The following is a 25,502-nucleotide window of genomic DNA, read 5'->3' on the forward strand; positions in this document are numbered from 1 at the left end:
GCCACGTACCTCCAATCCCCCACCCCCCACCATCACTTGGAGCACCCGTGAGGCACCCCACTCGCCGCACCCTGCTCGCCGTGATCGGCGTGTCGGCCACCGCGATCCCCCTGCTCAACGCCCCGTACGCCGGCGCCGTGCGCGCGCCCGGACTCGACGACCCGGCGAAGAAGGAGATCGCCATGAAGCTCGTGTCGAGCGCGGAGAACTCCTCGCTCGACTGGAAGGCGCAGTACCAGTACATCGAGGACATCGGTGACGGCCGCGGCTACACCGCCGGGATCGTCGGCTTCTGCTCCGGCACCGGCGACATGCTCGACCTGGTGGAGCTCTACGCCGACCGCAAGCCCGGCAACGTGCTGGCCCGGTACCTGCCCGCACTGCGCGAGGTCAACGGCTCCGACTCGCACGAGGGCCTCGACCCGGACTACCCCCGGGACTGGCGCCGGGCCGCACAGGACAGCGCTTTCCAGCAGGCGCAGAACGACGAACGCGACCGGGTGTACTTCAACCCGGCCGTACGGCAGGGCAAGGCGGACGGGCTGCGCGTGCTCGGTCAGTTCGCGTACTACGACGCCCTGGTCATGCACGGCAACGGCTCAGACAGCGCCAGTTTCGGGAGCATCCGCAACCGAGCCCTGCGGAGCGCACGGCCGCCGGCGCAGGGCGGCGACGAGGTGACGTACCTGGACGCCTTCCTCGACGCCCGGGTGTGGGCGATGAAGCAGGAGGAGGCGCACAGCGACACCAGCCGGGTCGACACGGCCCAGCGGGTCTTCCTGCGCGAGGGCAACCTGGACCTCGACCCGCCGCTGAACTGGAAGGTCTACGGGGACAGTTACCACATCGACTGAGCCCGCCGTCACGGCTGCCGCACCGCACCTGGTGCGGCAGCCCACTGGGGGCGCCGCGAGGCCCGTACCTCTCATAACGTAGCCTTATGAGCTCATAGACCGGACCCGCGTACCGACTTAGGGTTACCTTAGTTTAGGCTTCCCGTTCGAGATCGTCTGTCGCCGCTCGAAGGGAACCTGATCATGCCCCGCCCCCTGCGGGTAGCCATCGTCGGAGCCGGCCCCGCCGGTATCTACGCCGCCGACGCGTTGCTCAAGTCCGACGTGGCCGCCGAACCCGGTGTGTCCATCGACCTCTTCGAGCGCATGCCGGCCCCGTTCGGGCTGATCCGGTACGGCGTCGCCCCCGACCACCCCAGGATCAAGGGCATCATCACCGCCCTCCACCAGGTGCTGGACAAGCCGCAGATCCGTCTGTTCGGCAACGTGGACTACCCGACCGACATCAGCCTGGACGACCTGCGCGCGTTCTACGACGCGGTGATCTTCTCCACCGGCGCCACGGCCGACCGCGACCTGTCGATCCCCGGCGTCGAACTCGACGGCTCGTACGGCGCCGCGGACTTCGTCTCCTGGTACGACGGCCACCCGGACGTGCCGCGCACCTGGCCGCTCACCGCCAGGAAGGTCGCCGTCCTCGGCGTCGGCAACGTGGCGCTCGACGTGGCGCGCATCCTGGCCAAGACCGCGGACGAACTGCTGCCCACGGAGATACCGCCGAACGTCTTCGACGGCCTGAAGGCCAACGAGGCCGTGGAGATCCATGTGTTCGGCCGCCGTGGCCCGGCGCAGGCGAAGTTCTCCCCGATGGAACTGCGCGAGCTGGACCACTCCCCCACCATCGAAGTCATCGTCGACCCCGAGGACATCGACTACGACGAGGGCTCGATCGAGACCCGGCGCGGCAACAAGCAGGCCGACATGGTCGCCAAGACCCTGGAGAACTGGGCCATCCGCGACGTCGGCGACCGGCCGCACAAGCTGTTCCTGCACTTCTTCGAGTCGCCTACCGAGATCCTCGGCGAGGACGGCAAGGTCGTCGGCCTGCGCACCGAGCGCACCGCCCTCGACGGCACCGGCAACGTCAAGGGCACCGGCGAGTTCAAGGACTGGGACGTCACGGCGGTCTACCGCGCCGTCGGCTATCTCTCCGACAAGCTCCCCAAGCTGCCCTGGGACCTCGACTCGGGCACGGTCCCCGACGAGGGCGGCCGGGTCATCCAGGAGAGCGGTGAGCACCTGCAGTCGACGTATGTCACCGGCTGGATCCGGCGCGGTCCCGTGGGTCTGATCGGCCACACCAAGGGCGACGCCAACGAGACGGTGTCCAACCTCCTGGCCGACCACGCGGGCGGCCGTCTGCACACACCGGCTTCGCCCGAGCCGGACGCCGTGGACGCGTTCCTCGCCGAGCGGAACGTCCGGTTCACCACCTGGGACGGCTGGTACAAGCTGGACGCCGCCGAGAAGGCGCTGGGCGAGCCGCAGGGCCGCGAGCGCGTGAAGCTCGTCGAGCGTGAGGACATGCTGAAGGCGAGCGGCGCGTAAGGGAGCGACTGATCGAGGGGGCCGGGAGCGGTGCTCCCGGCCCCCTTGCGCTCACCGCGTCAGGCGGACCTGAGTTCGGCGGCTCCGAAGGAGACGTCGAACCGGTCGCACCAGATGCTGACGCTGCTGTACTTGGCGGGGTCGACCTCCTTGGGCAGGGCGTAGTTCTGGCTGCCCTTGTTGCCCTTGAGCTTGCCGAGGCTGACGTACTTGCCGTCGTCGAAGACGCGCCACCCGGCGACGCCCTCCTTCACCGGCGCGTCGGTCAGCCACACGCGCAGGTCCGGACCGTTGCTGGTGTCCAGGCTCTCCAGCCGTACGACATGGGAGCCGTCGGCCAGTCGTACGAGCTTCACCGTGCCCGAGGTGGCGTGCTCGTGGCTGATCAACTCGCCCTTGGCCAGCGTCTGCGGCTCCTGCGCCACCGGGGACGGCACCGCCTCGGCCGACGCGGAAGAGGACGGGGCCGGGGACGAGGACGAGGACGGGGCGACCTCGGGAAGCGCCTCCACCACCGTCTCGTCCTGCCATAGCTTCCACGGCTGGAACCAGTACAGCCCCGCACCGACTCCGGCGAACGCCACCACCAGCGCCCCGATGACCCATGGCTTCGTCAGTACCTTGCGCACGCGCCCCATCCCGCCCCACTTCCTAAGAACTGCCTGTCGCCCCCATTTCAGCGGACCGGGGCGCCCTCGCACATGTAACAGGTGATGACGGAAGTCTTACGTCGATGTCCAGGGCGGCGAACAGGACCCGCCCCAATGCGGATGGTGGGCCAGCCCTGTTCGCCGGGAGTCATTGTCACGGTCGGGCAGGGTCCGGGCCATGAGTGAAGGGCCGCCCGCCGAAGTGCGACGATCACACCCCGTGTGCGTTTCGCGCCTCCCGTGTGCCCACACGGGCGGGACCCCGCGTGTTCCAGCTCGACCTGCGGCGACGATACTGGCAGTTGTACGGTCACCTCGCATACAGATGGACTCATGACGACCACCCCCGCCGTCCACTCCACGATTCCGTCCACCGTGTGGCTCGCCCGCGGCCGCTACGCCGGACCCGACGCGGACGCCGTCGTCCGGCTCACGCTCCGACGGCGCAAGCAGAACGGGGTCCTGGACGACCACCTCGAGGTCACCGAGGACGCCCCCGAAGGAATCTTCGAGGCCCGATGGCAGGTCGCCGACGCCGTGACCGTACGGGCCCGGCTGACGTTCGCCCCCGATTCCGAGGACGGACGGGAGTGGGTCCTGGTCGCGGAGGCGGACCGGCCGTGGGACCCCGACTGGCCCTCCCCTGTCACCATGTTCTGGCCCGAGGCACCGGATTCCGCCTGGGACCTCGAGCCGGTCACCGGACTGCGCTTCCGGGACGCCAACCGCCTGCCCGCGGACGACAAGGCCCTGCGACGCGTCCTGCGGGACTCCGTGCGCGGCAGCTGGGGCATCCACATCGTCGTCCACGAGGCCATGACCCCCGACGAGCGCGGACTGCTGCCGCTGGCCCGGCTGCTGCCGCCGAGCCTGCGGCACTGCGTGGTCGAGCACCGCGCCGCGCCGCAGCAGCTGCGCGCGGTGAACTGGGCGCTGCGCGAGTTCGGCGTGGAGGTGCCGCGTGGCGGCGCCGTCGTGCTGTCCAAGGCGCCGGCCCGCGACGGGGACGACGCCCAGGACCTGGCCGTACGCAGCGTCTTCCTGGACGGGTCGGAGCCGACGGAACTGATCGACATCCTGACGCGGTACGCCGCTTCCGCCCGGCCGCTGCCGGACGGCGCCGAAGCGGCCATCAGCGCCTTCCGGGAGGGCTGGCGGCTGCTGACGGTCGAAGAGGACCTCGTGCGCCAGCGCAAGTTGGTGGCCATGTACGCCGACGCACTCGAAGCCATGACGAAGTCCCGGGATCTGTACCGGGAGGCGGCCGAGCGCGCCAACGAGGCACTGGCCGCGTACCGGGAGTCCTCCGCCGCCGCACTCCAGGAACCGGTCACGCCCGACGGGCACGCCAACTCCCCGCTCCAGCAGCTGACGCGCACGTTCGGACGCCTCAAGGGCACTGCCAGAGCACGGCGGCGCGAGGAGGACGACGCCGGCTGAGCAGGGCCGGCGTCAGTCGCCCGTACGGTGCGCCTGCGCCGTACGGGGCGCGTCGGCCGCGCGCTGCGCCTCCGCCATCAGTCGTGCCACCGAGTCCGCGCCGGGTGACTGTGCCGCCAGGTTCACCAGCAGGGCGATCAGCGCGGCCAGTGCCGCGCATACGGCGGTCAGGCCGGTGGCCCAGCTCGGTGCGAGGGTGAGATCCAGTGCCCAGGACAGGTCGGGCGAGTCCAGCCAGGCCTCGAAGACCTGGGTCGCGGCCAGCGCCGCCGGGACCACGACGGCTGCCGCCAGCAGGGGCAGCGCGGCCCGCACGGTCAGCAGCAGGGCCAGGAACAGGCACAGGGCCGACACGCCGAGCGCGAAGCCGTACACCTGCGGCGAGGCGCCGTCGCGTTGCGGCGGGAACCAGAGCAGGCCGCAGACGGCGAGCGCCGCGACGGAGAGCCGACTCGGCCAGCGGGGCGCCCTGTTGACCGAGGGCGGGCGACCGGGAGGCGGCGGAGGGACGGCGCCCAGGGTCGGTGCGCCCTCGGGTCCCTGGCCGAACGGCGGCCAGTCGGGCGGCTCGTCGACGCTCTCCGCGCTGCGCGCGACGGCCAGCCGCCCGATCAGCTCCACGAGTTCCTCGACGGGCCGCCCGGTCGCGACCGCCCGTATGGCCTCCTGCCCGCAGTGGGGTTCCAGGGGCGCCCGGTGCATCAGGTCCATCAGCCGGGTCACCTCCTCCACCGGACGGGCCCCCGCCGCGGCGCGGATCGCCTCGTCCGCGCAGCCGGCGTCGCGCGGCGGCCGGGTCAGCAGGATGACGAGCCGGGTGACGTCCTCCACGGACCGGGTCACTCCCACCGCGCGAAGCGCGTCCACCGTGGCCTGCGCGTACTGCGGTGACTGCTCCAACAGCGTGATGAGGTGGGCGACCTCTTCCAGGGGCCGGTCGGCGACGGCGGCCTGTACGAGGCCGCCGAGCGGATCGCCGTACCGCGCCCCTGTGGCAGGTATCACATGTTCGTTCGAACCCGGCGATGCGGAACTGGTCGTCATGGTCGGCTCCCTGGGAAGAGTGCGGTTGCTCTCGCGCCCCCGACGCGCGACACGCGACGTATCGCTGACCATTCCAGGCGCACGCGCGGCACCCTGCCACTCAGGTGGGCCACAGGTATGACTGTCCTCACCCCGGCAGGCGATACAAGCACCGCAAACGGGCAATCCGCATAGAAGAAGCCCGGCGCGAGGAGGTTCCGTGGATTCGACCACTGAATGGATCGTCGTGGCGGCGGTCCTGGCGGCGGCCCTGCTGACCGTGGCCGTCGCCCTGCTGGTGCGGCTGGTCCGGGCCCGGCGCGCGCTGCGCCGGGCGGGACTGCCGACCGGGCCACGCTGGGTGTTCTGGGGTGCCCTGCTCTACTTTGTGCTGCCCACCGACCTGGTGCCGGACCCGGTGTACCTGGACGACATCGGCGTACTGCTCCTCGCCCTGCGCTCCCTGCGCGCGCCCCTCGGCCCTTCGCGCGCCGACCGCCGGAATGGTCCCGCCTGAACCCGAGGACGTCTTTTCGCGTCTCAAGAACGGGAACTGACTGTGACTACGCAGCGTAAGGAAACCATTCACTCGTTCGATTCGTATAAGTCTCTGGAAAACGAAGGAAGTCGGCGGACCATGCCTTGCCGCCAGCCGACCGCAGCTGATCGGCACAGCACCGACGAGGGAGAGACGATGCAACCGTTCACGCTCAACTACGCACGTCCGGCAGCAGAGTTGGAAGTCACCACTCCGTACATCTATGACTCCGGACTGCAGTTGAACGTGCTCATGGACGGGCGGATAGCCGCCCGCGACTTCGCCCTGATGAGGGAACTGGGGACCACGACGTCGACCGCGGGCTCGAAGACTCACTTCGACGACTGAACACGGACCGGCGACGATGACCGTCCTGATCCTCACGTCCGAAGCGGATGTGACGGCCGACCTGGTGGTGGTGCACCTCAACGTGTCCGGGGTACCGGTGATCCGGCTCGACCCGGCCGACCTGACCGGCGATGTCGGGCTGTCCGGGGAGTATGTGCACGGTGGGTTCCGCGGCCATCTGTCGGCCGGGGGGCGGCTGGTGAGCATCGAGGGGGTGCGCTCGATCTGGGTGCGCAGGCCGGGGGCCGCGGCCACGCGCGCCCCCGCGCCGTCCTCCTGGCTGACGGAGGAGGCATCACAGGCTCTGTACGGCATGCTCCGCGGTTCGGACGCGCGCTGGATGAACCATCCGGACGCGGCCCGCCGCGCCCGCCACAAGCCGTGGCAGCTCCGGCTGGCCCAGCGGTGCGGCCTGCCCGTGCCGGCCACCTTGATCACGACGTTCCCGCAGGCCGCCCGCGAGTTCTCCGAGCGCTACCCCGATCTGGTCGTCAAGCCGGTCTCCGGGGCGCACCCGCAGGACCCGCCGCGGGCGGTGCCGACCAGCAGGGTGGCACCCGGCACGGACTTCGCCGCCGTCGCGTTCGGTCCCACCCTGCTGCAACGGCGTATCGCCAAGCGGGCCGACATCCGCCTCACGGCCGTCGGCGACCGGATGCTCGCCGCCCGCAAGGTCGCGGACACGGACCCCGACCAGGTGGACGTCCGCTTCGCCCTCTCCGACTCCCCTTGGCAGGCCGCCGAGGTGCCGCCACGTGTCGCCGCCGCTGTCCGCCTCTACCTCCGTGAGGCGGAACTGGCCTACGGCGCCTTCGACTTCGCCGAGGACGCCGACGGCACCTGGTGGTTCCTGGAGTGCAACCAGTCGGGCCAGTTCGGCTTCGTCGAGGTGGACACGGGTCAGCCGATCGCCCGGAGCATCGCGGAGTGGCTGGCGCAACCGGGTCCGGAACGGCGCTCGCAGGTCAACGGCACGAACAGGGCGGCTTCTTGACAGACGGACGGCGGGGCGGCCAGGAGGTCAGTGCGGTCGGGGGCCCGGCGGGAGGGCCGAGCGCTGCCACCCCGCGCCCGGATGCGACGGACGTTGCTCGAGGCCGGGCGCATGCCCGTGGGACTGCAGCGGCCGCATGGCGAACTCCAGTTCCCTGCTGACGCGTTCGGCCTCCCTGCGGGCCTGGGAGGGTACGTCGCCGCGCTCGGCGACCAGCCGGTCGTAGATGGGGGAATCCTGGAACACCCGTCAACGTGCCTTTCAATCATGGCCCATGCGTATGGGCACGACTGTCGAGTGTAGGCGCAGCGGCACACGTGGGCGTGAATTCCGCCGGTGGCTTGACGTCAGGCGCCGGTTGTGGAACCGGGCCGGACGATCATGAGGACGGTGACCGTGGCCCACAGCAGATTGAAGATGCCGGTGAACATGGCGAGTTGGGCGGTGTGCGCGCGCTCCACGGGTCGGCTGGCGCCGAGTTCGCCGAGAAGCTCGTCCTGGCGAGGCAGCACGAAGGCGACCAGTACGCCCGCCGCCGCGGCGGTCAGGGCGATGGAGGTGATCAGCCAGCCGTCGCCCAGCACACCCATAGCGGCAGCCGTGGCGAACCCCAGCAGCGGCACCGCCAGTCCGATCCCGGAGTACACGCGGCAGATGCGGTGCAGCATCCGGACGGTGCTCACCGCCGCGGGATCCGGCCCTTCGCCGTCGGCGTGCGCGCGCCGGGCCGCCGGCGGGAACATGCTGGCGGCGACGGTGACGGGGCCGACGGCGATGATCGCGGCGAGGACGTGCAGGGACAGCAGGATCTTGGTCATCGTGGAGCGTCCAGGGTCGAAGGGCCTCGGGTCCGGTCCACGTTATGGATCTTCGGAGCGACGGCACAGGGGCTGGAATGACAGCTTTCAACGGATTCTCGCCAAGCCGCACACCAGGCCCTTTCTCGCGTGTTCGCCGGTGAATCAGGGTGGCGGGAATCCGTCTATCGTGGCCTTCATGCACAGTGTGGCGATCCTGGTCCTCGACGAGGTGGTGCCGTTCGACATGGCGACACCCCTGCAGGTGTTCGGGCTGACACGGCTGCCCGACGGCCGCCATCCCTACCGGGTCCGGCTCTGCGCCGAGTCCCCGGAGGTGCGCACCCACGGTTTCGCGCTGAAGGTCGACGTGGGGCTGGAGGCGCTGGCGGAGGCCGACACCGTCATCGTGCCGGGCTGCGCCCAGGGCGCGCCTCCCCCGTCCGACCGGGTGGTCACGGCGCTGCGGCAGGCGGCGCAGGCCGGCACCCGGATCGCGTCCGTGTGCGTCGGCGCGTTCGTGCTGGCGGAGGCCGGGCTGCTGGACGGACAGCGCGCCACCACCCACTGGGTGGCCGCCGATGTGCTGGCCCAGCGCTTCCCGGACATCAAGGTGGAGCCGGACGTGCTGTACGTCGACAACGGCCAGATCCTCACCTCGGCCGGCGCCGCCGCCGGACTCGACATGTGCCTGCACATGATCCGCCGGGACCTGGGGTCGGCCGTCGCCGCGGACGCCGCCCGGCTGTCCGTCATGCCGCTGGAACGGGAGGGCGGCCAGGCCCAGTTCATCGTGCACGAACACCCGCCCGTGCCGCGCGGCTCGACGCTGGAGCCGCTGCTGGAGTGGATCGAGGACCACCTCGCCCACGAGATCACTCTGTCCGCGCTGGCGGCGCGCTCCGGAATGAGCGAGCGCACCTTCAGCCGTCGTTTCCGCGAGCAGACGGGCAGCACGCCCCTGCAGTGGGTGCTCCGGGCGCGGGTGCGGCGGGCCCAGTATCTGCTGGAGAACAGCGACCATCCGGTCGAACGGGTCGCGCAGCTCGCGGGGTTCGGCTCGGCGACCGCGTTCCGGGAGCGGTTCCGCCGAGTGGTCGGCACCAGTCCGCAGACCTATCGGGCGGCCTTCCACGGAAAGGCTGGGGCGATGAAGCGTTCCTGACGCCCTCCCGCACACGGACGCCCATCTTCCGTTTCCTGGCTCGCACTTGACGCATTGCTGACGATTGCCGCTCGAATCCGACCAACGTCACGACAGACACCCGGTCACGGACGATCCGCCCGAAAACACCCGCTTCCCCGCGCCACCGCGGGCAGTTGAGCAGGAGGCATCCCCCTCAGTAGGAACGGTCTTCGCCCATGCACGCCTCCCATCGCCTGCTCTGCGGGCTGTACGTCCTCACCAGCGCCGGACTCGCCTGGACGGCGGTCCTCGAACTCCTCTGCGGTCTCGTGTGGGCGGCGCTGCTGTTCACGGCCGCCAGTCTCGTCCCGGTCATCGCCGTCGTACGGGAAACGGTCCTGCACGACGAGCGCCGCACCGTCGCCGCGCTGCGCGCCCAGGCCGCCGCCGCGCGGGGGCGGGGCGACGGAGCCGCCGACGAGATCGTCCGCTCGGAGCTGTACGCCGCCTGCTGCGAGCGCTGGTGGACGAGTTGCGGCACCGACCACGACGCGTCCTGCCCGCATCAGATCCCACGAAGCAGCGCCGCCTGACTGCGATCAGGCCCCTATGGCCCGCGCCAGTTCCGTCGTGGCCTGGGCGATCTCGGCGTCCTCGTCGTTCATCAGCCGCCCCAGTTCGCCGCGCCTTGCACGCACGGCCTGGCGTGCCTGGCGTTCCCACACCACGGGGTTCTCGCGGTGGTGAAGCAGTTTCGGGTAGACGGCCGCGGTGCTCTCCCACTGGCGGGCGTCGGCGATGCTCCTGAGCAGCTGGATGATCTGCGCGCGGCAGGTCACATGGGGAAGTTGGGCGAGTTCCCACAGGAAAGGCACGGTGGCTGGCGTCGCCTGCTCCACCACGAAGCCGTACTGACAAATGCGGGTGCGCAGCTCATCGAGTGCGGAGCGGGCGGTGGCGGCGTCACCCCACGCGACGCTGTTGAGAAGCAGCGGGATGGCCGCCGCGGAGCCCGTGGAGTCCTTGATCTCGTCCCACGGAACCCGCCCCAGCGCCATCAGGGGCGTGGTGCGTGCCACACCCGTCGGCTGCACGTCTCGCCGCGCTGCCTCGCTCGACGTGTGGCGTGGTAGGTCCGCAGGTGATGACACGGCATCTCCCCGATGCGACGTCAGAATGGGGCGCCGGACGCAGTGTTGACGCCGCAGCTATTATCCACAGCGAACGCCCCTTCGTGCAATTGCACGGGAAATTGCGTGAGAAGCCGGCCGGAGCGGGTAGGACCGTCGCAATGCCCCATGCGCAGGGACATCGGTCGTGAACAGCATCTTGAACAGCGAGGAGACTGCGGTGCCACCAGTACACAACGGAGTGCGGGCCAGTTCACTGGACGCCCGCTGGATCAAGAGCCGGCACAGCAACGCCGAGGGCAACTGCGTCGAGATCGCCACACTCGTCGACGGAGGTGTCGCGCTGCGCAACTCCCGCGACCCCGACGGTCCCGCACTGGTCTACACGGCGGCCGAGTTGGCGGCTTTCCTGGCCGGGGCGAAGGACGGCGAGTTCGACCATCTGCTGTAGCCGGACCGGTCAACTCCCTTGCTGCGACGGGCATGCCGCAGGTATGTACGGTGCGATAAGGTGAGTCACCCTCATGCCGGTCCGCGGGAGTCAGGATGTCAGCAGAGTCGCATCGCATCTCCCTGCTCGAACCCTATCTCGACCGGCCCGAGCCCGCGCCGACTCTGCTGAAAATGCTGGTCGGTGTGCAGCTGGCGGGCTTCCGTGAGGACGCCGGACTCGCCCAGGACCAGGCGGCACGCGCCCTGGGCTTCAGTCCCGCCAAGCTCTCGCGCATCGAGGCGGGCAAGGGCCGCCGTCCCCCGGCGGAGAACGACGTCCGCGCGCTGCTGGAGCTGTACGGCACGGACGACTACGAGGCGTCGGTGCTGCTGAAGCTGCTGCACCGGGCCGGTGAGCCGGGCTGGTGGCAGCGCTACGACAAGCGTCTGATGCCCGAGTGGTTCGACCGGCTGGTGGGGCTGCAGGAGGCGGCGGCCGCGATCCGGACCTTCGAGATCCAGTACGTCCCGGGTCTGCTGCAGACTCCGGAGTACACCCGGGCCGTGGTGCGGCGGGGTCTGCCGACCGCGCCCGCCGCCGAGGTCCGGCGCCGGGTCGAACTGCGCACGCGGCGGACGGAGTTGTTGCTGCGGGCGGATGCTCCGCAACTGTGGGCGGTTATCGACGAATCGGTGCTGCTGCGGGTTCTGGGCAGCGTGGACGTCATGCGCGAGCAGCTGGCGCATCTGGTCGAGATGGCTCAGCGGTCGAACGTGACCGTGCAGATCGTGCCGCTGGACGTGACGAACGCGTCGGCGCCGGCCATACCGATCACGTATCTGCGCTTCGGCGGTCTCGATCTGCCCGACGTCGTCTATCTGGAGCACATCAAGAGCGCCAACTTCCTGGAGGACCAGGACGAGACGGAGGAGTACCGGCTCGCCCTGGACCGGCTGGCCGACGAGGCGCTCACGCCTCGCGCGTCGCTGGAGCGGCTGCGCGAGACGATGGAACAGCGGTATTCCCAGGCCTGACAGCCCAGGACCCGTTCGGCCTCAGGGGAGGCGGCCGACGCCGCCGAACTCGATCCATTCGTGGGTGAGCTGACGGGGCGCCACCTCGGTGTCGGGCCGCCAGGTGGAGACCTCCACGAGGCCCGGTTCGAGGATCTCCAGTCCTTCGAAGAGCGCGGCGACGTCCTTCTCCTGCCGCACACGGCCCCAGTGGCCCTGGGTGGCCTTGTCCATGAAGTCCGTGACGAAGGCGCGCACTTCGGGGTCCTCGCTGACCAGCTGGCACATGACCATGAAGCTGCCGGGCACCAGCCGTGCGGCCACACGGCGGACCACGGCGAGGGGGCCGTCCGTGTCACTGTCCGGGATGCAGTGCATCACCGAGTTGAAGAGCACGGCGACCGGCTGGGAGAAGTCGATCAGGCGCCGGGTGTCGGGGTGCGCGAAGATCGCGTCGGTCTCGCGCATGTCCGCGTGGATGACGGCCGTGCGCTCGTCCTGCTCCAGCAGTGCCCGGCCGTGGACCAGCACCATGGGGTCGTTGTCGACGTAGACCACATGGGAGTCGGGGTGCACGCGCTGGGCGACCTGGTGCACGTTGTCCTGCGTAGGCAGGCCGGATCCGTGGTCGAGGAACTGGCGGATTCCGTAGTCCTCGGCGAGCGTCCGGACGACGCGCTGGAGGAAGCGCCGGTTGTTGACGGCGAGCCGGCGGGTGCTGGGCACGACCTTGTCGAGTTCCGCGCAGGCCGCGCGGTCGGCGGCGTAGTTGTCCTTGCCGCCCAGATAGTGGTCGTACATCCGGGCGGCGGTCGGCACATCGGCGTCGATCGACGTGGACAGCTGCTTGTCGGTGTGCATCGTTCCCCCGGCCTCGTTGCCGCGCCAACTGGACTGGCCTGACTGGGGATACATCCTAGGGACCCGGCGACCCGCGCGACCAGCCCATCGGCGAACCGGCCCTCCGGATGAAGGACTTGGCGAACGCCGCGGTGACCGGGCCGGAAGCGGCGTCGGCTCAGGCGGCGTCCAGCTCGGCGATCTCCTCGGGGGTGAGCACCAGATCCGCCGCCTCGCAGGAGTCACGGATGGTCTCCGGCCGGCTTGCGCCCGGGATCGGTACGACGACCGGCGACTTGGCGAGCATCCAGGCCAGGCAGACGCGCTGCGGGCTGACGCCGTGGGCCTCGGCGATGCGGGCGAACGGCGCGTGGACGGAGCCGAGTTCACCGGAGCGGGCGATGCCGCCGAGCGGGCTCCAGGGCAGGAACGCGATGCCGAGTTCGTCGCACAGGCGCAGCTCCGGCTCGCTGGAGCGGAAGGCCGGGGAGAACTGGTTCTGGACGGAGACCAGGCGTCCGCCGAGGATCTCGTTCGCCTGCTTGATCTGCTCCGGGTCGGCGTTGGAGATCCCCGCCATGCGGATCTTGCCGTCGTCCAGCAGGTCGCGCACCGCGCCGACGGACTCGGCGTAGGGCACGCGCGGGTCGGGGCGGTGGAACTGGTAGAGGCCGATGGCGTCCACGCCGAGCCGGCGCAGGGACGCGTCGCAGGCCGCCTTGATGTGCTCGGGACTGCCGTCCAGGGTCCAGCTGCCGTCGCCGGGGCGCAGATGGCCGCCCTTGGTGGCGACCAGGACGTCCGCTCCCCGGTCGTGGGAGGCGAGGGCCTTGGCGATCAGCGTCTCGTTGTGGCCGACCTCGTCGGCGTGCAGGTGGTAGGCGTCCGCCGTGTCGATCAGCGTCACGCCGGCGTCGAGCGCGGCGTGGATGGTCGCGAGGGACCGGGCCTCGTCCGGTCGCCCCTCGATCGACATGGGCATACCGCCCAGGCCGATCGCGCTGACGTCGATGTCACCGATGCGGCGAGTGTGCATGTGGTCGTGACCTCTTTCGGCTGTCGTGGTGGACCACCCCTAGCCTCGCTGGCCTGCCGCCAGCAGTCCAATAGAAGAAAGAGAACGCATTCAGCACGCGAGCGACTCAATCCGCGCCCGTGTGCGTCTTTGCGTCCACCGGGTTGCTCCCTGGCCGGGTCCATGTGCGAGGCTCGCCCGGCACCCGGCTCGGCATCGCGGAAAGGCGACGGCATGCGCATAGGACTGCTCGGCACCGGCCCCTGGGCACAGATGGCTCACGCACCCGCCCTGAGCGAGCACCCCGACCTGGACTTCGCGGGCGTGTGGGGCCGTCGTCCGGAGGCCGCCAAGGAACTGGCCGAACGGCACGGGACACGTTCGTACGACGATGTCGACGCCCTGCTCGCCGATGTGGACGCCGTCGCGGTCGCCCTGCCTCCGGACATCCAGGCGGGGCTCGCCGCGCGGGCCGCACGGGCCGGGTGCCATCTGCTGCTGGACAAGCCCCTCGCACTGACGGTCGAGGACGGGCGAGCGGTCGTCGAGGCCGTGCGGGAGGCCGGTGTCGCCTCGGTGGTCTTCTTCACCACCCGGTTCCAGACCCGTACGGAGGCGTGGATCACCGAGCAGGCGGAGCGCGGGGGCTGGTTCACGGCTCGGGCCCAGTGGCTGGGTTCGGTGTTCACCAGTGACAGCCCGTTCGCCACGCCGTGGCGGCGGGAGAAGGGCGCGCTGTGGGACGTCGGCCCGCACGCCCTGTCCGTCCTGCTGCCGGTGCTGGGCGACGTACGACGTGTGGCGGCCGTGGCGTCCGGTCCCGGGGACACCGCGCATCTCGTCCTCGAGCACGCCGGCGGCGCGTCGAGCACGCTGACGCTGAGCCTCACGGCCCCGCCCGCGGCGGGCGGGGCCGAGGTCGAGCTGCGGGGCGAGGCCGGAGTGACGCTGCTGCCGGAGGGCGCGGAGGGGGCGGTGGCCGCGCTGACGCGGGCCGCCGACGCGCTGCGGACCGCTGCGCGCACTGGGCTGCCGCATGCGTGCGACGCCGGGTTCGCATTGCGGGTCACGGAGATCCTGGCGGCGGCGGAGGCGAAGTTGGGCTAGGCGCGGCGGTGTGCGTCGTCTGCGGGTTCGTTGTGGCTGGTCGCGCCCACGCGGCGGAGCCGCAAATTCAATGCAGCCCCGCGCCCCTTAGGGGCGCGGGGATCCGGGCCTACGTCTGGATCGCTTGGAAGTTGATCCGTTCCCGCACCACCGGATAGCCGGCCTTGGCGAAGTGGGCCGCCATCGGGAAGTTGCCCTGGTCCGTTGCTGCGGTGATGAACTCGGCGCCCTGTTCGACGAGGAAGCGGGTGCACTCTACGAGCAGGTCGTAGGCGTAGCCGTGTCCGCGCTGTTCGGGCAGGACGCCGATGAAGCCGATGCAGGGGCCTGACGGGTTGTGGGCCGGGATGTGGATGCCGACCGGCTCGCCCGCGCGCGTGCGGGCCACCTGCCACCATTCCCGGGGCGAGGGGCACCAGTGGAAGAAGTCGAGTTCCTCCTGGGCCGCCTGGTCTACGCCGCCCGCGTCGATGGCGGCTCGGGAATGGACGTCGAGGGTGACGGAGTGGATGCGGCGGAGTGCGTCGTAGAAGACCGCGTCGTCCGGCTCGGGCTCGAACAGCAGGCGTCCGGGCTGCTCGGGCAGCCCGCACTCGGGGGTCCAGCGGTAGAGGAAGCGCTCCACCAGCAGCTCGAAACCGGCGGCTCGTACAGCCGTGAAGCGGGCCTCGGCGGCCGCCCGCAGCTGAGGCGTGTCGCGCCAGCCGCCGGGGAGGTTGAACTCCAGTTCCTCGACCTGCCAGGGCGCGGTGCGCAGGAGTTCGGCTCCCGCTTCCTCCTCGCCGTCGGCCACGTCGAACCAGTTGATGTTGAGGGGCTCGGTGTCGTCGGGGCCGCCCCACCAGGCCGCGCGGGCGACGACCGTGCCGTCGCGCAGGGCCACCCGCTTCCAGTCGGGGCGGTGGTGGGTGAGCCGGTGGGCCTCACGGGCGCCCAGCGGGTCGGGGGCCGTGTCGAAAAGATGGGCGTCGCTCGCGTCGAGCGTACGAATGACCAGGTCGGTCACGGATTCCTCCGGGATGCATGCTGCGGGGAGCGCTCCCGGTCGGTCACACGAAGCACGCCGGGGCAACGGAAAGGGAGCGCGGGGTGGTGGTGAACTGCACGGCACTCGCCTCCTTCCGGCCAACTCGGGGCGTGGCGTCACACGGTACGGGAGCCCAACTGCGCCTGTCCATCGCCTTTTCGCACGACCGACTCCCCTGCGAGATCACTTAAGCGCGCCTTATCCATGGGTTAAACGATCGTGCCGCCCATCGACTTCCCAAGTGGCCAGAGGTAAAAGGGATGCGACTGAGAGCGCTCTCAGATCTACGTCAACTACACGGGAGACAGCCCCACATGACACCCCGTCACCAGCGCACCCTCGGCCGTCGCAGGTTCCTTGTCGCTCTCGCGGGAGCGGCGGTGGCCGCGCCCGGCGTCGCGGCGATCGCCCCCCACGCCCTCGCCGGCAACACCACGAAGGCGGCGGACGGCGCCCTTCCGCTGACGCTCGTCAACAACAGCGGTTCCTTCGACAACGCCTCCGTCCACGTCTACATCGTCGGAAACCAGGACGGCAAGCAGGTCCGCGTCACGCCCGACGGCACGCTCGCACCGATCGCCGCCTCGGACAACGGCGCCGACGGTTTCACCGACTACGCGATCAGCCTGGCCGGCAGCGGCGAGACCCGGCTCGACCTGCCGTACATGTCGGGCCGCATCTATGTGTCCCTGGGCGAGAAGCTCAAGCTCAAGGCGGTCACGGACGGCAACGGCAACGCCGCGCTGCAGTACCCGGCGGGCTGGGTCGAGTCGGACCCCAACTACCCGGTGCTGCACGACTGCGCCGAGTTCACGTACAACGCGGCCGGCATGTTCTGCAACACGACCATGGTCGACATGTTCAGCGTGCCGCTGAGCATCCGGCTGACCGGCGCCAAGGACCAGACGACCGGCACGCTCCGCGACGGCGGCCGTGCGGCTGCCTTCGCCGCCGTCCGGGAGACCGAGGGCTTCGGCTCCCTCGTCGTGGACGACACGCGCGTCATCGCGCCCGGTCATGGCCTGGACGCGGGCCTGTTCGCGGACGACTACCTCGCCCCGTACATCGACGAGGTGTGGAGCACCTACGCCGGGCGTGACCTCAAGGTCACCACCAACGCGGGCACCTTCACCGGGCGGGTCCGCGGCGACCAGCTCGCCTTCGAAGGGCCCGCGGCGGTCTCCTTCGCCAAGCCGTCGACCCGGGACGTGCTCTTCTGCGACGGCAGCCTCGCCGCGCCCAACGACGGCACGACCGGTCCCGTCGCCGCCGTCCTCGGCGCCGGCTTCAACCGCTCGACGCTGGTCTCCACCGCGGCCCAGCCGGTCACCGATCCCGCGGCCTTCTACTCGACCGGTCTCACCAACCACTACGCGAGGGCGATGCACGCGGCGACCGAAGACGGCAAGGCGTACGGCTTCGCCTTCGACGACATCGCCGACTTCGCGTCGTACATCCAGGACACGGCGCCCACGGGTGTGCGGCTGACGCTGACGCCGTTCTAGAGGCGGCACACCGGGCGTCACGTGCGCTTCTCCGGCCCCTCGGGTCACATCCGTCGGCGCCTCCGGATGCAGGGCGGGCCGCCGCGATCGATGGTGATAGTGGACCCGATGAACGCAGCGGGGCCGAAGCAGCGACCCGGACCCGAGGAGCGAGATCATGACGACGTCACAGTCAGCGTCGGGGCCGTCCGAGGACCGCGCCACCCCGGACGACCTGCTCCACGCCCGCACCGGCACGGATGTGTCGCCGGAGGACCTGGTGCTTGCCTCCGGCAAGGACATCACGCCGCGCAACATGGAGTGGGCTAAGCGGAAGCTGGCGAAGGAAGGGCCGGCGGCACTGGACAAGATGTTGCCGTAACGCTCCGCTAGGGGGTGCCGCGATAGCGCCGTGGACTGTCTGCCGTCTGCCGTCTGCGGCGCCGTCGTGGCTGGTCGCGCAGTTCCCCGCGCCCCTTTGGGGGCGCTACTCCTCCGCTGATACGCACAGCACCGGTACCCGCTGGACCAGGTTGTTGGCGAAGCCGCCGCGGTTCCAGGGGGCCTCGAGCGGCTGGGTGTGGCCCTCGGTGTCGGTGGCTCGGGCGCTGAGGACGTGCTCGCCGGGGGTTGCCGTCCAGGTGAAGTGCCAGCGGCGCCAGGCCCAGCGGTGGCCGTCGTCCGGTGTCAGGTCGGCCGGGTGCCAGGTGTGTCCGGCGTCTGTGCTGACCTCGGCGCGGGTGACCGGTGCCTGGCCGGACCAGGCGCGGCCCTCGATGGTGACCGGGCCCGGCCGGACGATGCGGGTTCTGGACATGAAGTCCGGGAAGCCGGGCGGGACCAGCAGGGCGCGGGGTGCGATGCGGGTGACCGGGTCGCCCTCGTCCCCGGGGTGCTGCCTGAGCCGGTAGGCGACGGCTTGCTGGAAGCCGGTGAACGGCGTGTCGATGGCGGTGATCTCGCGCAGCCACTTCACGTGCGCCATCCCGTACCAGCCGGGCACGACGAGGCGCAGCGGGCTGCCGTGCTGCGGCGGCAGCGGTGCGCCGTTCATCGCGTACGCCACCAGCACCTCGGGGTCGGCGCCCGTCGCCACGTCCACGGGCAGCGCGCGCCGGTAGTCCTGCTCGACGCCGCGCTCCACGCCGTGGTCGGCGCCGGTGAAGACCACGTCGACCGCGTCGGAGGCGAGGCCCGCCTCCGCGAGCAGCAGCCGCAGCGGTACGCCGGTCCAGTCGGCGGTGCCGACCGCCTCGACGAGCCAGGGCTGGCTCACCGGCCGGGGGGTCAGCAGGGCGCGGCCGTTGCCCGCGCACTCCAGCGTGACGCGGGTGGTGACCTGGGGAAACGACCGGAGGTCGGCGAGGTCGAGACGGAGCGGGCGGTCGACAAGGCCGCCGATGGTCAGGGTCCAGGGCTCGTCCTGGGGGACGTACGGGATGTCGTAGTGCGTGAGGACGTAGTGCAGGCCCGGCGGCGTGATGTCGTAGCGCAGCGCCTCGAGCGGCAGTCCGTGATTGCGGGCGGCGAGGGCCAGCTCGTCCTGGCCGATGCCCTCATCGGGGTCGGCCAGCCGGGCGGGTGTGCTCGCGTCGCCGAGTCGATGGCCCATGGGGGCATTATCGCGCCGCGAGGCCGGTCGGCGCAGCGGCGGGCGCAACTTCCCACCGGCCTCAGGGACTTGCGGTGGCCCCTCCCGGCCAGGTGGTTGCCGGTTCACTCTTTCGCGGGAGGTCGTCCGGCTGACAGACTCCGGAGGTGCCAGACTTCGACATGCTTGTCATCGGATCCGGTCCGGGTGGCCAGAAGGCCGCGATCGCCGCGGCCAAGCTCGGCCGCCGGGTCGCCGTAGTCGACCGCCCCGACATGGTCGGTGGGGTCTCCATCCATACCGGCACCATCCCCTCCAAGACGCTGCGCGAGGCGGTGCTTTATCTCACCGGGCTCACCCAGCGCGATCTGTACGGGCAGAGCTACCGGCTGAAGGAGGACATCACCGTCGCCGACCTGACCGCCCGCACCCAGCACGTGGTCAGCCGCGAGGTCGACGTCATCCGCAACCAGCTCTCCCGCAACCACATCGCCCTGTACGCCGGCACCGGCCACTTCATCGACGACCACACCGTGGCCCTGCGCGAGGTCACCGGCCATGAGCGGCTGATCAGCGCGGAGCACATCGTGATCGCGACGGGCACCCGGCCCGCGCGGCCGGACAGTGTCGAGTTCGACGGCCGGACGATCATGGACTCGGACAACGTCCTCACCCTCGAACGCGTACCGCGCTCCATGGTCATCGTCGGCGCCGGAGTCATCGGCATGGAGTACGCCTCCATGTTCGCCGCGCTCGGCAGCAAGGTCACCGTCGTCGAGAAGCGTGCCGCGATGCTCGACATGTGCGACGTCGAGATCATCGAGTCGCTCAAGTACCACCTGCGGGACCTCGCGGTCACGTTCCGCTTCGGCGAGACCGTCGCCGCCGTGGAGCGTCATCCGCGCGGCACGCTGACCATCCTGGAGAGCGGTAAGAAGATCCCCGCCGACACGGTGATGTACTCGGCCGGTCGGCAGGGCCTCACCGATGAACTCGACCTCGACAAGGCGGGCCTGACGGCCGATCCGCGCGGCCGGATCAAGGTCGACGAGCACTACCGCACGGAGGTTCCGCACATCTACGCCGTCGGCGACGTCATCGGCTTCCCGGCGCTGGCCGCCACGTCGATGGAGCAGGGGCGCGCGGCGGCGTATCACGCGTGCGGGGAGCCGGTGGGCCGGATGCACAACCTTCAGCCGATCGGCATCTACACCATCCCGGAGATCAGCTTCGTCGGGCGGACCGAGGACCAACTCACCGAGGACTCCGTGCCGTTCGAGGTCGGTGTCGCCCGCTACCGGGAGCTGGCCCGCGGGCAGATCGTCGGCGACTCGCACGGCATGCTGAAGCTGCTGGTGTCCCCCGAGGACCGCTCTTTGCTGGGAGTGCACTGCTTCGGCGCCGGGGCCACCGAACTGATTCACATCGGGCAGTCCGTGATGGGCTGCGGCGGCACCGTGGACTATCTGGTCGACGCGGTCTTCAACTATCCGACGCTCGCGGAGTCGTACAAGGTCGCCGCCCTGGACGCCACCAACAAGCTGCGGCAGATCGACCGGATCGGGGACTGACACCGGCCCGAATACCGATTCAGACACGCGACTTGAGTGGTCGTCGGGTAGGGCTATCATCACGTGCACACAAGGCGTGACCATCTGCCGACACAACGCTGCCGGTATCCGCCGCCCCCCTTGTGCCGTCCGTGCCGGTGGGTCAACCCTCGCCGGTGCGCGGCGGGTTCACCCCCCACCCTTACGCCGCCGCGGCATGCCCGGGGCGGCGTGCACGACCGAAAGCAGCACACGCATGAGCAACAGCAGGGGCAGAGGGCTCCAGGCCAATGCCCTCAGCACGTTCGACACCGTGGTGATGGCGGTCGCGGGAAGCGCGCCGGCGTACTCGATCGCGGCGACCACGGCGGTCCTGGTGGGTTCGGTGGGGGTGGCGAGTCCCGCGGCCCTGCTGTACTGCGCGATACCCATGCTGGGCATCGCGCTGGCGTTCAGCTATCTCGGCCGGATCGATGTGAACGCGGGCGCCAGCTACTCCTGGGTGGGGCGGACGCTGCATCCCTTTCTCGGGTTCATCAGCGGCTGGGCACTGGTGATCTCGGCGACCATCTTCATGGTGGCCGGTTCGCTGCCCGCCGGGTCGTTGACGCTGGCGCTCTTCGACGAGCAACTCGCCGACAACACCCTGCTGTCCACGCTGGTCGGGGCGGCCTGGTTCCTGCTCATGCTCTTCGTGGTCCTGGGCGGCGCCCGGCTCACCGTCCGCGCGCAGTTGGTCATGTCCGGCATCGAACTCGTCATCCTGGCGCTCTTCGTGGTGCTCGCCCTCTTTCACTCCGGCCATGCGCGAGCCTTCGACTGGTCGTGGCTCGGCTTCAGCCATTTCGACGGCGTGTCGGGGTTCGCGTCGGGCGCGCTGATCGCCGCGTTCTACTACTGGGGCTGGGACGTCACCAGCAACCTCAGCGAAGAGACCCGCAACAGCCGTCGTACGACGGGAATCGCCGGGCTCATCGGGGTCGGCATCGTCTTCCTGCTCTTCGAGGCGTTCACCATCGCGGTGAACGTCCTGCTGTCCACGCGGCAGATCCAGGACAACGACTCCAACGTCCTTGCCGTGCTGGGCGAGGAGATCTGGCCCGGCTGGGGCGGCAAGCTGCTGATCGTGGCGGTGATGCTGTCCACCATCGCCACGTTGGAGACGACGCTGATCCAGGTGACGCGTTCGCTGTTCGCGATGGGCCGCGACCGTACGCTGCCGTCCGCGCTGGGCCGGGTGCACCGCACCTGGAACACGCCGTGGGTGGCGATCGCGGTGGTGGGCGCGGTGGCACTGCTGATGATCATCGCCTCGAACGCGCTCGGCACGGTCGGTGACATCCTCGGCCACGCCATCTCGGCGATCGGTCTGCAGATCGCCGTGTACTACGGTCTCGCGGGGCTCGCCGTGGTCGTCGCCTACCGCAAGATGCTGCTGAAGTCCCCCGCGAACTTCCTCCTCGGCGGAGTGTGGCCGCTGCTCGGCGCGCTCTTCATGTTCTGGATCTTCATCGAGTCGCTGGGCGAGTTGAGCACTCCGGCGATCGTGATCGGCATCGGCGGACTCGCCGTCGGGCTGATCCCGATGCTCTGGTACTGGCGGCAGGGCAGCGACTACTACCACCCCGCGAAACTCGACGCCAGCCGCACCGTCACCGTGGACTACGTGCCCGACAGCCGCGCGGACGAGCACGCGCGTGTCCACGAGGGTCTCCCCACCGACTTCTGAGAGAGATCCCGATGGCGCGAGACCACTTCACCCCCGACTTCGACCCCGACTGCGGGGACGCGCCGCTGACCGCCGCCCGCCAGGACATCGTCATCGGCCGCTGGCAGGGCGTCAGGGACCTGCTGCGGACCACGGGCGCCGACTGGCTGGCGCGCGGCCACCGCGTGCGGGCGCTCGCACAGGCGTGCGCGAGCAGTTCCACGGTCGAGTCGTGGCTGGCCGCCGAGCCGCGCAGCGCCGACGCGCTGGTGCTGCGGGCGGCGACGGAGATCACCCGGGCGTTCAACCTGGCCATCGCGGCCGGCCGGGGCGTCCCGATCGACCAGCGCCGCATCGACGCCGCGGTGACCGCGTGCCTGCACGCCGCCGAGGCGTACCCGGAGGATCCCACGCCGTGGATCTCCCTGATCTCCGTCGCCCGGCTGTATCCGTCGGGCGTACGGCGGCAGGAGCTGGCCCGCTGGTGGGACGAACTGCACCGGCGGGATCCGTACAGCGTGGAGGGCCACCTCCAGGTGCTGCACTACTACTCCTCCCGCTGGCACGGCACGCACGGCCTCATGTACGACTTCGCCCGCGACGCGGCCGGCGCGGCACCGCATGGTTGCGCGCTGCCGGTGCTGGTGCAGTACGCCCGGGTCGAGGAGTTCCGCTACGCCCTCGACGCCGCGAAGGGCCGGCACGCCGCCGTGATGCTCAGCCAGCACTGGAACCACGACGGCGCCGTCAGCGACGTACGCCGCACCTGGCAGCGCTGGATCACGGGCCGCGCGGAGGACGCCGTCGCCCCCGGCGAGCTGCGCGACCTCCACTACCTGGCCCACGCGGCCTGCCTCGCGGGCCTCCCGGACCTCGCCGCCCCGCTGCTGGAGCTGGTCGGCCGACGCGCCACCCGCACGCCCTGGTCCTACACCGGGGATCCCGAGCAGCAGATCCTCAAGTGGCGGGCAGAGCTGGGTCTGCGCGCGTGAAGCGGGAGCAGGGAGTCAGTCCGCCGTCCACTTCTCCTCGATGCGGGCGAATCTCCACACCAGCAGGGCGATGATCCACGTGGCCACGAAGAGGCCGACGATGGCGAAGCCGAGGGTGTTGAGGTCGAGGGTGCCGATCCAGGCCCAGAAGGGGCCGTGGAGGTGGAGTTTGTCGGCGAGGAGGCCGAGGAGTTCGACCGTGCCGATGAGGAGGGCGACGGCTACGGACAGGCCGGTGACGGTGAGGTTGTAGTAGACCTTGCGGACGGGCCGGGAGAAGGCCCAGCCGTACGCGAAGTTCATGAAGGTGCCGTCGATCGTGTCGAGCAGGGACATCCCGGCGGCGAAGAGGACGGGCAGGCACAGGATCGCGTACCAGGGCAGCCCGGACGCGGCGCCCGAACCGGCCAGGACGAGCAGGGCGACCTCCGTCGCGGTGTCGAAGCCCAGGCCGAAGAGCAGGCCCAGCGGGTACAGCTGCCACGGCTTGGTGATGGACTTCATGACACGGCCCAGGAGGCGGTTCATGAAGCCGCGGTTGTCGAGCTGCTCCTCCAGCGCGGCTTCGTCGAAGTGGCCCGAGCGCATCCGGCGGAACACCTTCCAGATGCCGGCCAGCACGACCAGGTTGAGCGCGGCGATGACGTAGAGGAACGCCCCGGAGACGGCCGTACCGATCAGGCCGGTCACCTCGTGGAGGTGGGAGTCGTCGTCGCGGACCGGTCCGGCGAGGGTCTTCACTCCGAGGGAGAGCAGGAACGCCAGCGCGAAGACGACGCTGGAGTGGCCCAGCGAGAACCAGAACCCCGCGGACAGCGGGCGCTGCCCGTCGCCCATCAGCTTGCGGGTGGTGTTGTCGATGGCCGCGATGTGGTCGGCGTCGAAGGCGTGCCGCATACCGAGCGTGTAGGCGGTCACGCCGATCCCGATGCCGAAGGATCTCTCGCCGATGCTGTAGTGCTCGGGCGCGACCAGGGCGACGAGGGTGAACCAGCCGATCACATGCAGGGCCAGGATGAAGGCGGCCATGCCCCCGACCCTGATCCACTCCTGCCGCGTCATGGAAGTGCGGACGCGGTGCCAGGCCGAGCCGTGTGCGGAAGGCGTGGCGGGGAGGTGTGGAGCGGAGTCAGGGGCGGCCGTCATCAGGGGCTTTCTGTCGGTGAACGGCCGCACTGAGCAGCCTTACGCCATCCTGCGGTACTTGCAATCGATGTGCAGTAAAGCCCGTGGCAGGTCTTCACCATGGCCGGGGAAAGGCCGATGTCAGGGGCCACGGCGGTGTGTCGTCAGGGCGCATACCGAGCGAGGTTGCGGCTGAGCGGCGGCGAAGGGCCCGGCGCCCGTGGAGCGAGGCGCGCGGGGCCGCGCGGGCGCGCTCCCCGGAAAGGACGTGGTCCGTCGTCAGACCGTCGCGGTCGGTCCGTCCGGGTTCCCGCGGCGCTGCTCGACCATCTCGCGGCTCAGTTCCTCCGTCTCCGGTTCGGACAGCCGCTCGAAACCCTCCTCGGTGATGACCGAGACGATGGGGAAGATCCGGCGGTTGATGTCGGGGCCGCCGGTCGCGGAGTCGTCATCCGCGGCGTCGTACAGCGCCTGAAGTGCGGCCAGCGCCGCCTCACGCCGGGACATGCCCTGATGGAAGAGCTTCTTCAACGCGCCGCGGGCGTACGGGGATCCGGAGCCCTCGGCGTGGAAGTCGGTCTTCTCATAGAGGCCGCCGGCGACGTCGAAGCTGAAGATGCGGCCCCGCTCGCCCTCGGGGGCGGACGGGTCGTAGCCGGTGAGGAGCGGGACGACGGCGAGGCCCTGCATGGCCTGGCCGAGGTTGTCGCGGATCATGCCGGCGAGGCGGCGTGCCTTCGCGTTGAGGCTCATCGCCGTGCCCTCGATCTTCTCGAAGTGCGCCAGCTCGACCTGGTACAGCTTCACCATGTCCAGCGCGAGGCCGACCGTGCCGGCGATGGCGACGGCCGTGTAGTCGTCGGCCGGGTGCACCTTCTCCAGGTCGCGCTGGGCGATGAGGTTGCCCATGGTGGCCCTGCGGTCTCCCGCGATCAGCACGCCGTCGCGGTAGGTGAGGGCGAGGACCGTGGTGCCGTGCGGAACGCGGTCGGGCTCGGCGCGGAGGCTGTCCGGAAGCGGACTGCGGGTGCTCAGCAACTCGGGGCGGTGCGCCGCCAGGAACGCCGTGAAGGACGAGCCTCCCGGAGTGAAGAACTCCTCCCCCAGCCGGCCGCCGGTCTCCTCGCCCGCCATCGCACTCCCCCTCGCGTCGGAACCCCGATGGACGA

27 protein-coding genes are annotated in these 25,502 nt (G+C 70.3%); 16 read left to right on the forward strand and 11 right to left on the reverse strand.

The features are described 5' to 3' along the window. Nucleotides 1–47 precede the first annotated feature (47 nt). Nucleotides 48–854, forward strand: coding sequence for a chitosanase (locus tag OG828_RS03295; RefSeq protein WP_328349972.1), 807 nt, complete (start codon nt 48–50; stop codon nt 852–854). 183 nt (nt 855–1,037) lie between these two features. Beyond that, entirely contained in the window at nt 1,038–2,402 is a 1,365-nt protein-coding gene (locus tag OG828_RS03300; protein ID WP_328500036.1) for an FAD-dependent oxidoreductase, read from the forward strand. Between the two features lie 59 nt (nt 2,403–2,461). Here OG828_RS03300 and OG828_RS03305 read toward each other — a convergent pair whose 3' ends face one another. Then, nucleotides 2,462–3,040, reverse strand: coding sequence for a DM13 domain-containing protein (locus OG828_RS03305; RefSeq protein ID WP_328349976.1), 579 nt, complete (start codon nt 3,038–3,040; stop codon nt 2,462–2,464). A 345-nt stretch (nt 3,041–3,385) separates the two neighbouring features. Between OG828_RS03305 and OG828_RS03310 the strand changes: the two genes are divergently transcribed. After that, nucleotides 3,386–4,492 carry a hypothetical protein gene (locus tag OG828_RS03310; RefSeq protein ID WP_328500037.1) on the forward strand — a complete coding sequence of 369 codons (1,107 nt, stop codon included), beginning with the start codon at nt 3,386–3,388 and terminating at the stop codon, nt 4,490–4,492. Nucleotides 4,493–4,504: 12 nt separating this feature from the next. Here OG828_RS03310 and OG828_RS03315 read toward each other — a convergent pair whose 3' ends face one another. Beyond that, nucleotides 4,505–5,536 (reverse strand): hypothetical protein, encoded by a 1,032-nt coding sequence (locus OG828_RS03315; protein WP_328349980.1) that lies wholly within the window; start codon nt 5,534–5,536, stop codon nt 4,505–4,507. Between the two features lie 199 nt (nt 5,537–5,735). Between OG828_RS03315 and OG828_RS03320 the strand changes: the two genes are divergently transcribed. From OG828_RS03320 to tgmB, 3 genes are all read left to right on the forward strand, one after another. Next, complete coding sequence (locus OG828_RS03320) at nt 5,736–6,032, forward strand: YkvA family protein (protein ID WP_328349982.1); 297 nt, start codon at nt 5,736–5,738, stop codon at nt 6,030–6,032. Between the two features lie 177 nt (nt 6,033–6,209). Further along, on the forward strand, nt 6,210–6,401 hold the full coding sequence (gene tgmA / locus OG828_RS03325; protein WP_210570264.1) for a putative ATP-grasp-modified RiPP: 192 nt from the start codon (nt 6,210–6,212) through the stop codon (nt 6,399–6,401). A gap of 16 nt (nt 6,402–6,417) precedes the next feature. Then, nucleotides 6,418–7,395 (forward strand): ATP-grasp ribosomal peptide maturase, encoded by a 978-nt coding sequence (gene tgmB, locus OG828_RS03330; protein WP_328349986.1) that lies wholly within the window; start codon nt 6,418–6,420, stop codon nt 7,393–7,395. A gap of 27 nt (nt 7,396–7,422) precedes the next feature. Here the strand turns inward: tgmB and OG828_RS03335 are convergent, their stop codons facing one another. Then, the gene (locus OG828_RS03335) at nt 7,423–7,641 is read right to left on the reverse strand and encodes a hypothetical protein (RefSeq protein ID WP_328349988.1); all 219 of its coding nucleotides are present in this window, start codon (nt 7,639–7,641) and stop codon (nt 7,423–7,425) included. Nucleotides 7,642–7,742: 101 nt separating this feature from the next. Continuing rightward, nucleotides 7,743–8,213 carry a hypothetical protein gene (locus tag OG828_RS03340; RefSeq protein ID WP_328349990.1) on the reverse strand — a complete coding sequence of 157 codons (471 nt, stop codon included), beginning with the start codon at nt 8,211–8,213 and terminating at the stop codon, nt 7,743–7,745. Between the two features lie 178 nt (nt 8,214–8,391). Between OG828_RS03340 and OG828_RS03345 the strand changes: the two genes are divergently transcribed. Then, on the forward strand, nt 8,392–9,357 hold the full coding sequence (locus OG828_RS03345) for a GlxA family transcriptional regulator (protein ID WP_328500038.1): 966 nt from the start codon (nt 8,392–8,394) through the stop codon (nt 9,355–9,357). Nucleotides 9,358–9,554: 197 nt separating this feature from the next. Beyond that, complete coding sequence (locus OG828_RS03350; protein ID WP_328349994.1) at nt 9,555–9,911, forward strand: hypothetical protein; 357 nt, start codon at nt 9,555–9,557, stop codon at nt 9,909–9,911. A 6-nt stretch (nt 9,912–9,917) separates the two neighbouring features. On the opposite strand, the gene OG828_RS03355 is transcribed toward OG828_RS03350, so the two are convergent. Beyond that, nucleotides 9,918–10,376 carry a hypothetical protein gene (locus OG828_RS03355; protein ID WP_328504792.1) on the reverse strand — a complete coding sequence of 153 codons (459 nt, stop codon included), beginning with the start codon at nt 10,374–10,376 and terminating at the stop codon, nt 9,918–9,920. Between the two features lie 292 nt (nt 10,377–10,668). Here OG828_RS03355 and OG828_RS03360 point away from each other — a divergent pair, with 292 nt between their 5' ends. Further along, entirely contained in the window at nt 10,669–10,899 is a 231-nt protein-coding gene (locus tag OG828_RS03360) for a DUF397 domain-containing protein (RefSeq protein WP_210570906.1), read from the forward strand. Nucleotides 10,900–10,994: 95 nt separating this feature from the next. Beyond that, nucleotides 10,995–11,915, forward strand: coding sequence for a helix-turn-helix domain-containing protein (locus OG828_RS03365; protein WP_328349998.1), 921 nt, complete (start codon nt 10,995–10,997; stop codon nt 11,913–11,915). A gap of 21 nt (nt 11,916–11,936) precedes the next feature. Here the strand turns inward: OG828_RS03365 and OG828_RS03370 are convergent, their stop codons facing one another. Both OG828_RS03370 and OG828_RS03375 read right to left on the reverse strand, forming a co-directional pair. Then, nucleotides 11,937–12,755 carry an SAM-dependent methyltransferase gene (locus OG828_RS03370; RefSeq protein WP_328442270.1) on the reverse strand — a complete coding sequence of 273 codons (819 nt, stop codon included), beginning with the start codon at nt 12,753–12,755 and terminating at the stop codon, nt 11,937–11,939. A 157-nt stretch (nt 12,756–12,912) separates the two neighbouring features. Beyond that, on the reverse strand, nt 12,913–13,770 hold the full coding sequence (locus OG828_RS03375) for an aldo/keto reductase (protein WP_328436518.1): 858 nt from the start codon (nt 13,768–13,770) through the stop codon (nt 12,913–12,915). A gap of 213 nt (nt 13,771–13,983) precedes the next feature. Here OG828_RS03375 and OG828_RS03380 point away from each other — a divergent pair, with 213 nt between their 5' ends. Continuing rightward, nucleotides 13,984–14,856: a Gfo/Idh/MocA family protein gene (locus OG828_RS03380; RefSeq protein WP_328500039.1), complete on the forward strand. Its 873-nt coding sequence runs from the start codon at nt 13,984–13,986 to the stop codon at nt 14,854–14,856. A 109-nt stretch (nt 14,857–14,965) separates the two neighbouring features. On the opposite strand, the gene OG828_RS03385 is transcribed toward OG828_RS03380, so the two are convergent. Further along, entirely contained in the window at nt 14,966–15,862 is an 897-nt protein-coding gene (locus OG828_RS03385) for a GNAT family N-acetyltransferase (protein ID WP_328350005.1), read from the reverse strand. A 335-nt stretch (nt 15,863–16,197) separates the two neighbouring features. On the opposite strand from OG828_RS03385, the gene OG828_RS03390 reads away from it, so the two are divergent. Both OG828_RS03390 and OG828_RS03395 read left to right on the forward strand, forming a co-directional pair. Continuing rightward, on the forward strand, nt 16,198–17,388 hold the full coding sequence (locus OG828_RS03390; protein WP_328500040.1) for a beta-1,3-glucanase family protein: 1,191 nt from the start codon (nt 16,198–16,200) through the stop codon (nt 17,386–17,388). A 157-nt stretch (nt 17,389–17,545) separates the two neighbouring features. After that, entirely contained in the window at nt 17,546–17,749 is a 204-nt protein-coding gene (locus OG828_RS03395) for a hypothetical protein (RefSeq protein ID WP_155056362.1), read from the forward strand. 105 nt (nt 17,750–17,854) lie between these two features. On the opposite strand, the gene OG828_RS03400 is transcribed toward OG828_RS03395, so the two are convergent. Further along, nucleotides 17,855–18,979 carry a sulfite oxidase gene (locus OG828_RS03400; RefSeq protein WP_328500041.1) on the reverse strand — a complete coding sequence of 375 codons (1,125 nt, stop codon included), beginning with the start codon at nt 18,977–18,979 and terminating at the stop codon, nt 17,855–17,857. A 146-nt stretch (nt 18,980–19,125) separates the two neighbouring features. On the opposite strand from OG828_RS03400, the gene sthA reads away from it, so the two are divergent. From sthA to OG828_RS03415, 3 genes are all read left to right on the forward strand, one after another. After that, nucleotides 19,126–20,529 carry a Si-specific NAD(P)(+) transhydrogenase gene (sthA, locus tag OG828_RS03405; protein WP_210570227.1) on the forward strand — a complete coding sequence of 468 codons (1,404 nt, stop codon included), beginning with the start codon at nt 19,126–19,128 and terminating at the stop codon, nt 20,527–20,529. Between the two features lie 235 nt (nt 20,530–20,764). Continuing rightward, nucleotides 20,765–22,237, forward strand: a complete 1,473-nt coding sequence (locus tag OG828_RS03410; RefSeq protein ID WP_328350013.1) for an APC family permease — start codon at nt 20,765–20,767, stop codon at nt 22,235–22,237. A gap of 11 nt (nt 22,238–22,248) precedes the next feature. Then, nucleotides 22,249–23,208 (forward strand): hypothetical protein, encoded by a 960-nt coding sequence (locus OG828_RS03415; RefSeq protein ID WP_328350015.1) that lies wholly within the window; start codon nt 22,249–22,251, stop codon nt 23,206–23,208. Nucleotides 23,209–23,223: 15 nt separating this feature from the next. Here OG828_RS03415 and OG828_RS03420 read toward each other — a convergent pair whose 3' ends face one another. Together OG828_RS03420 and prcB are read right to left on the reverse strand one after the other, a co-directional pair. Further along, nucleotides 23,224–24,354, reverse strand: coding sequence for a HoxN/HupN/NixA family nickel/cobalt transporter (locus tag OG828_RS03420; protein WP_328500042.1), 1,131 nt, complete (start codon nt 24,352–24,354; stop codon nt 23,224–23,226). A gap of 258 nt (nt 24,355–24,612) precedes the next feature. Then, entirely contained in the window at nt 24,613–25,467 is an 855-nt protein-coding gene (gene prcB / locus OG828_RS03425) for a proteasome subunit beta (protein ID WP_328436525.1), read from the reverse strand. Between the last annotated feature and the right edge of the window lie 35 nt (nt 25,468–25,502).

This window comes from Streptomyces sp. NBC_00457 (assembly GCF_036014015.1).
GTDB lineage: Bacteria > Actinomycetota > Actinomycetes > Streptomycetales > Streptomycetaceae > Streptomyces.

Coding starts and splice junctions, on each gene's coding strand:
- OG828_RS03370 (WP_328442270.1), bottom strand. CDS start 12,755: ATGCACACCGACAAGCAGCTGTCCACGTCGATCGACGCCGATGTGCCG.
- OG828_RS03300 (WP_328500036.1), top strand. CDS start 1,038: ATGCCCCGCCCCCTGCGGGTAGCCATCGTCGGAGCCGGCCCCGCCGGT.
- OG828_RS03310 (WP_328500037.1), top strand. CDS start 3,386: ATGACGACCACCCCCGCCGTCCACTCCACGATTCCGTCCACCGTGTGG.
- tgmA (WP_210570264.1), top strand. CDS start 6,210: ATGCAACCGTTCACGCTCAACTACGCACGTCCGGCAGCAGAGTTGGAA.
- prcB (WP_328436525.1), bottom strand. CDS start 25,467: ATGGCGGGCGAGGAGACCGGCGGCCGGCTGGGGGAGGAGTTCTTCACT.
- OG828_RS03395 (WP_155056362.1), top strand. CDS start 17,546: ATGACGACGTCACAGTCAGCGTCGGGGCCGTCCGAGGACCGCGCCACC.
- OG828_RS03400 (WP_328500041.1), bottom strand. CDS start 18,979: ATGGGCCATCGACTCGGCGACGCGAGCACACCCGCCCGGCTGGCCGAC.
- OG828_RS03305 (WP_328349976.1), bottom strand. CDS start 3,040: ATGGGGCGCGTGCGCAAGGTACTGACGAAGCCATGGGTCATCGGGGCG.
- OG828_RS03340 (WP_328349990.1), bottom strand. CDS start 8,213: ATGACCAAGATCCTGCTGTCCCTGCACGTCCTCGCCGCGATCATCGCC.
- OG828_RS03390 (WP_328500040.1), top strand. CDS start 16,198: ATGACACCCCGTCACCAGCGCACCCTCGGCCGTCGCAGGTTCCTTGTC.
- OG828_RS03350 (WP_328349994.1), top strand. CDS start 9,555: ATGCACGCCTCCCATCGCCTGCTCTGCGGGCTGTACGTCCTCACCAGC.
- OG828_RS03415 (WP_328350015.1), top strand. CDS start 22,249: ATGGCGCGAGACCACTTCACCCCCGACTTCGACCCCGACTGCGGGGAC.
- OG828_RS03345 (WP_328500038.1), top strand. CDS start 8,392: ATGCACAGTGTGGCGATCCTGGTCCTCGACGAGGTGGTGCCGTTCGAC.
- OG828_RS03315 (WP_328349980.1), bottom strand. CDS start 5,536: ATGACGACCAGTTCCGCATCGCCGGGTTCGAACGAACATGTGATACCT.
- tgmB (WP_328349986.1), top strand. CDS start 6,418: ATGACCGTCCTGATCCTCACGTCCGAAGCGGATGTGACGGCCGACCTG.
- OG828_RS03375 (WP_328436518.1), bottom strand. CDS start 13,770: ATGCACACTCGCCGCATCGGTGACATCGACGTCAGCGCGATCGGCCTG.
- OG828_RS03365 (WP_328349998.1), top strand. CDS start 10,995: ATGTCAGCAGAGTCGCATCGCATCTCCCTGCTCGAACCCTATCTCGAC.
- OG828_RS03420 (WP_328500042.1), bottom strand. CDS start 24,354: ATGACGGCCGCCCCTGACTCCGCTCCACACCTCCCCGCCACGCCTTCC.
- OG828_RS03380 (WP_328500039.1), top strand. CDS start 13,984: ATGCGCATAGGACTGCTCGGCACCGGCCCCTGGGCACAGATGGCTCAC.
- OG828_RS03410 (WP_328350013.1), top strand. CDS start 20,765: ATGAGCAACAGCAGGGGCAGAGGGCTCCAGGCCAATGCCCTCAGCACG.
- OG828_RS03355 (WP_328504792.1), bottom strand. CDS start 10,376: ATGGCGCTGGGGCGGGTTCCGTGGGACGAGATCAAGGACTCCACGGGC.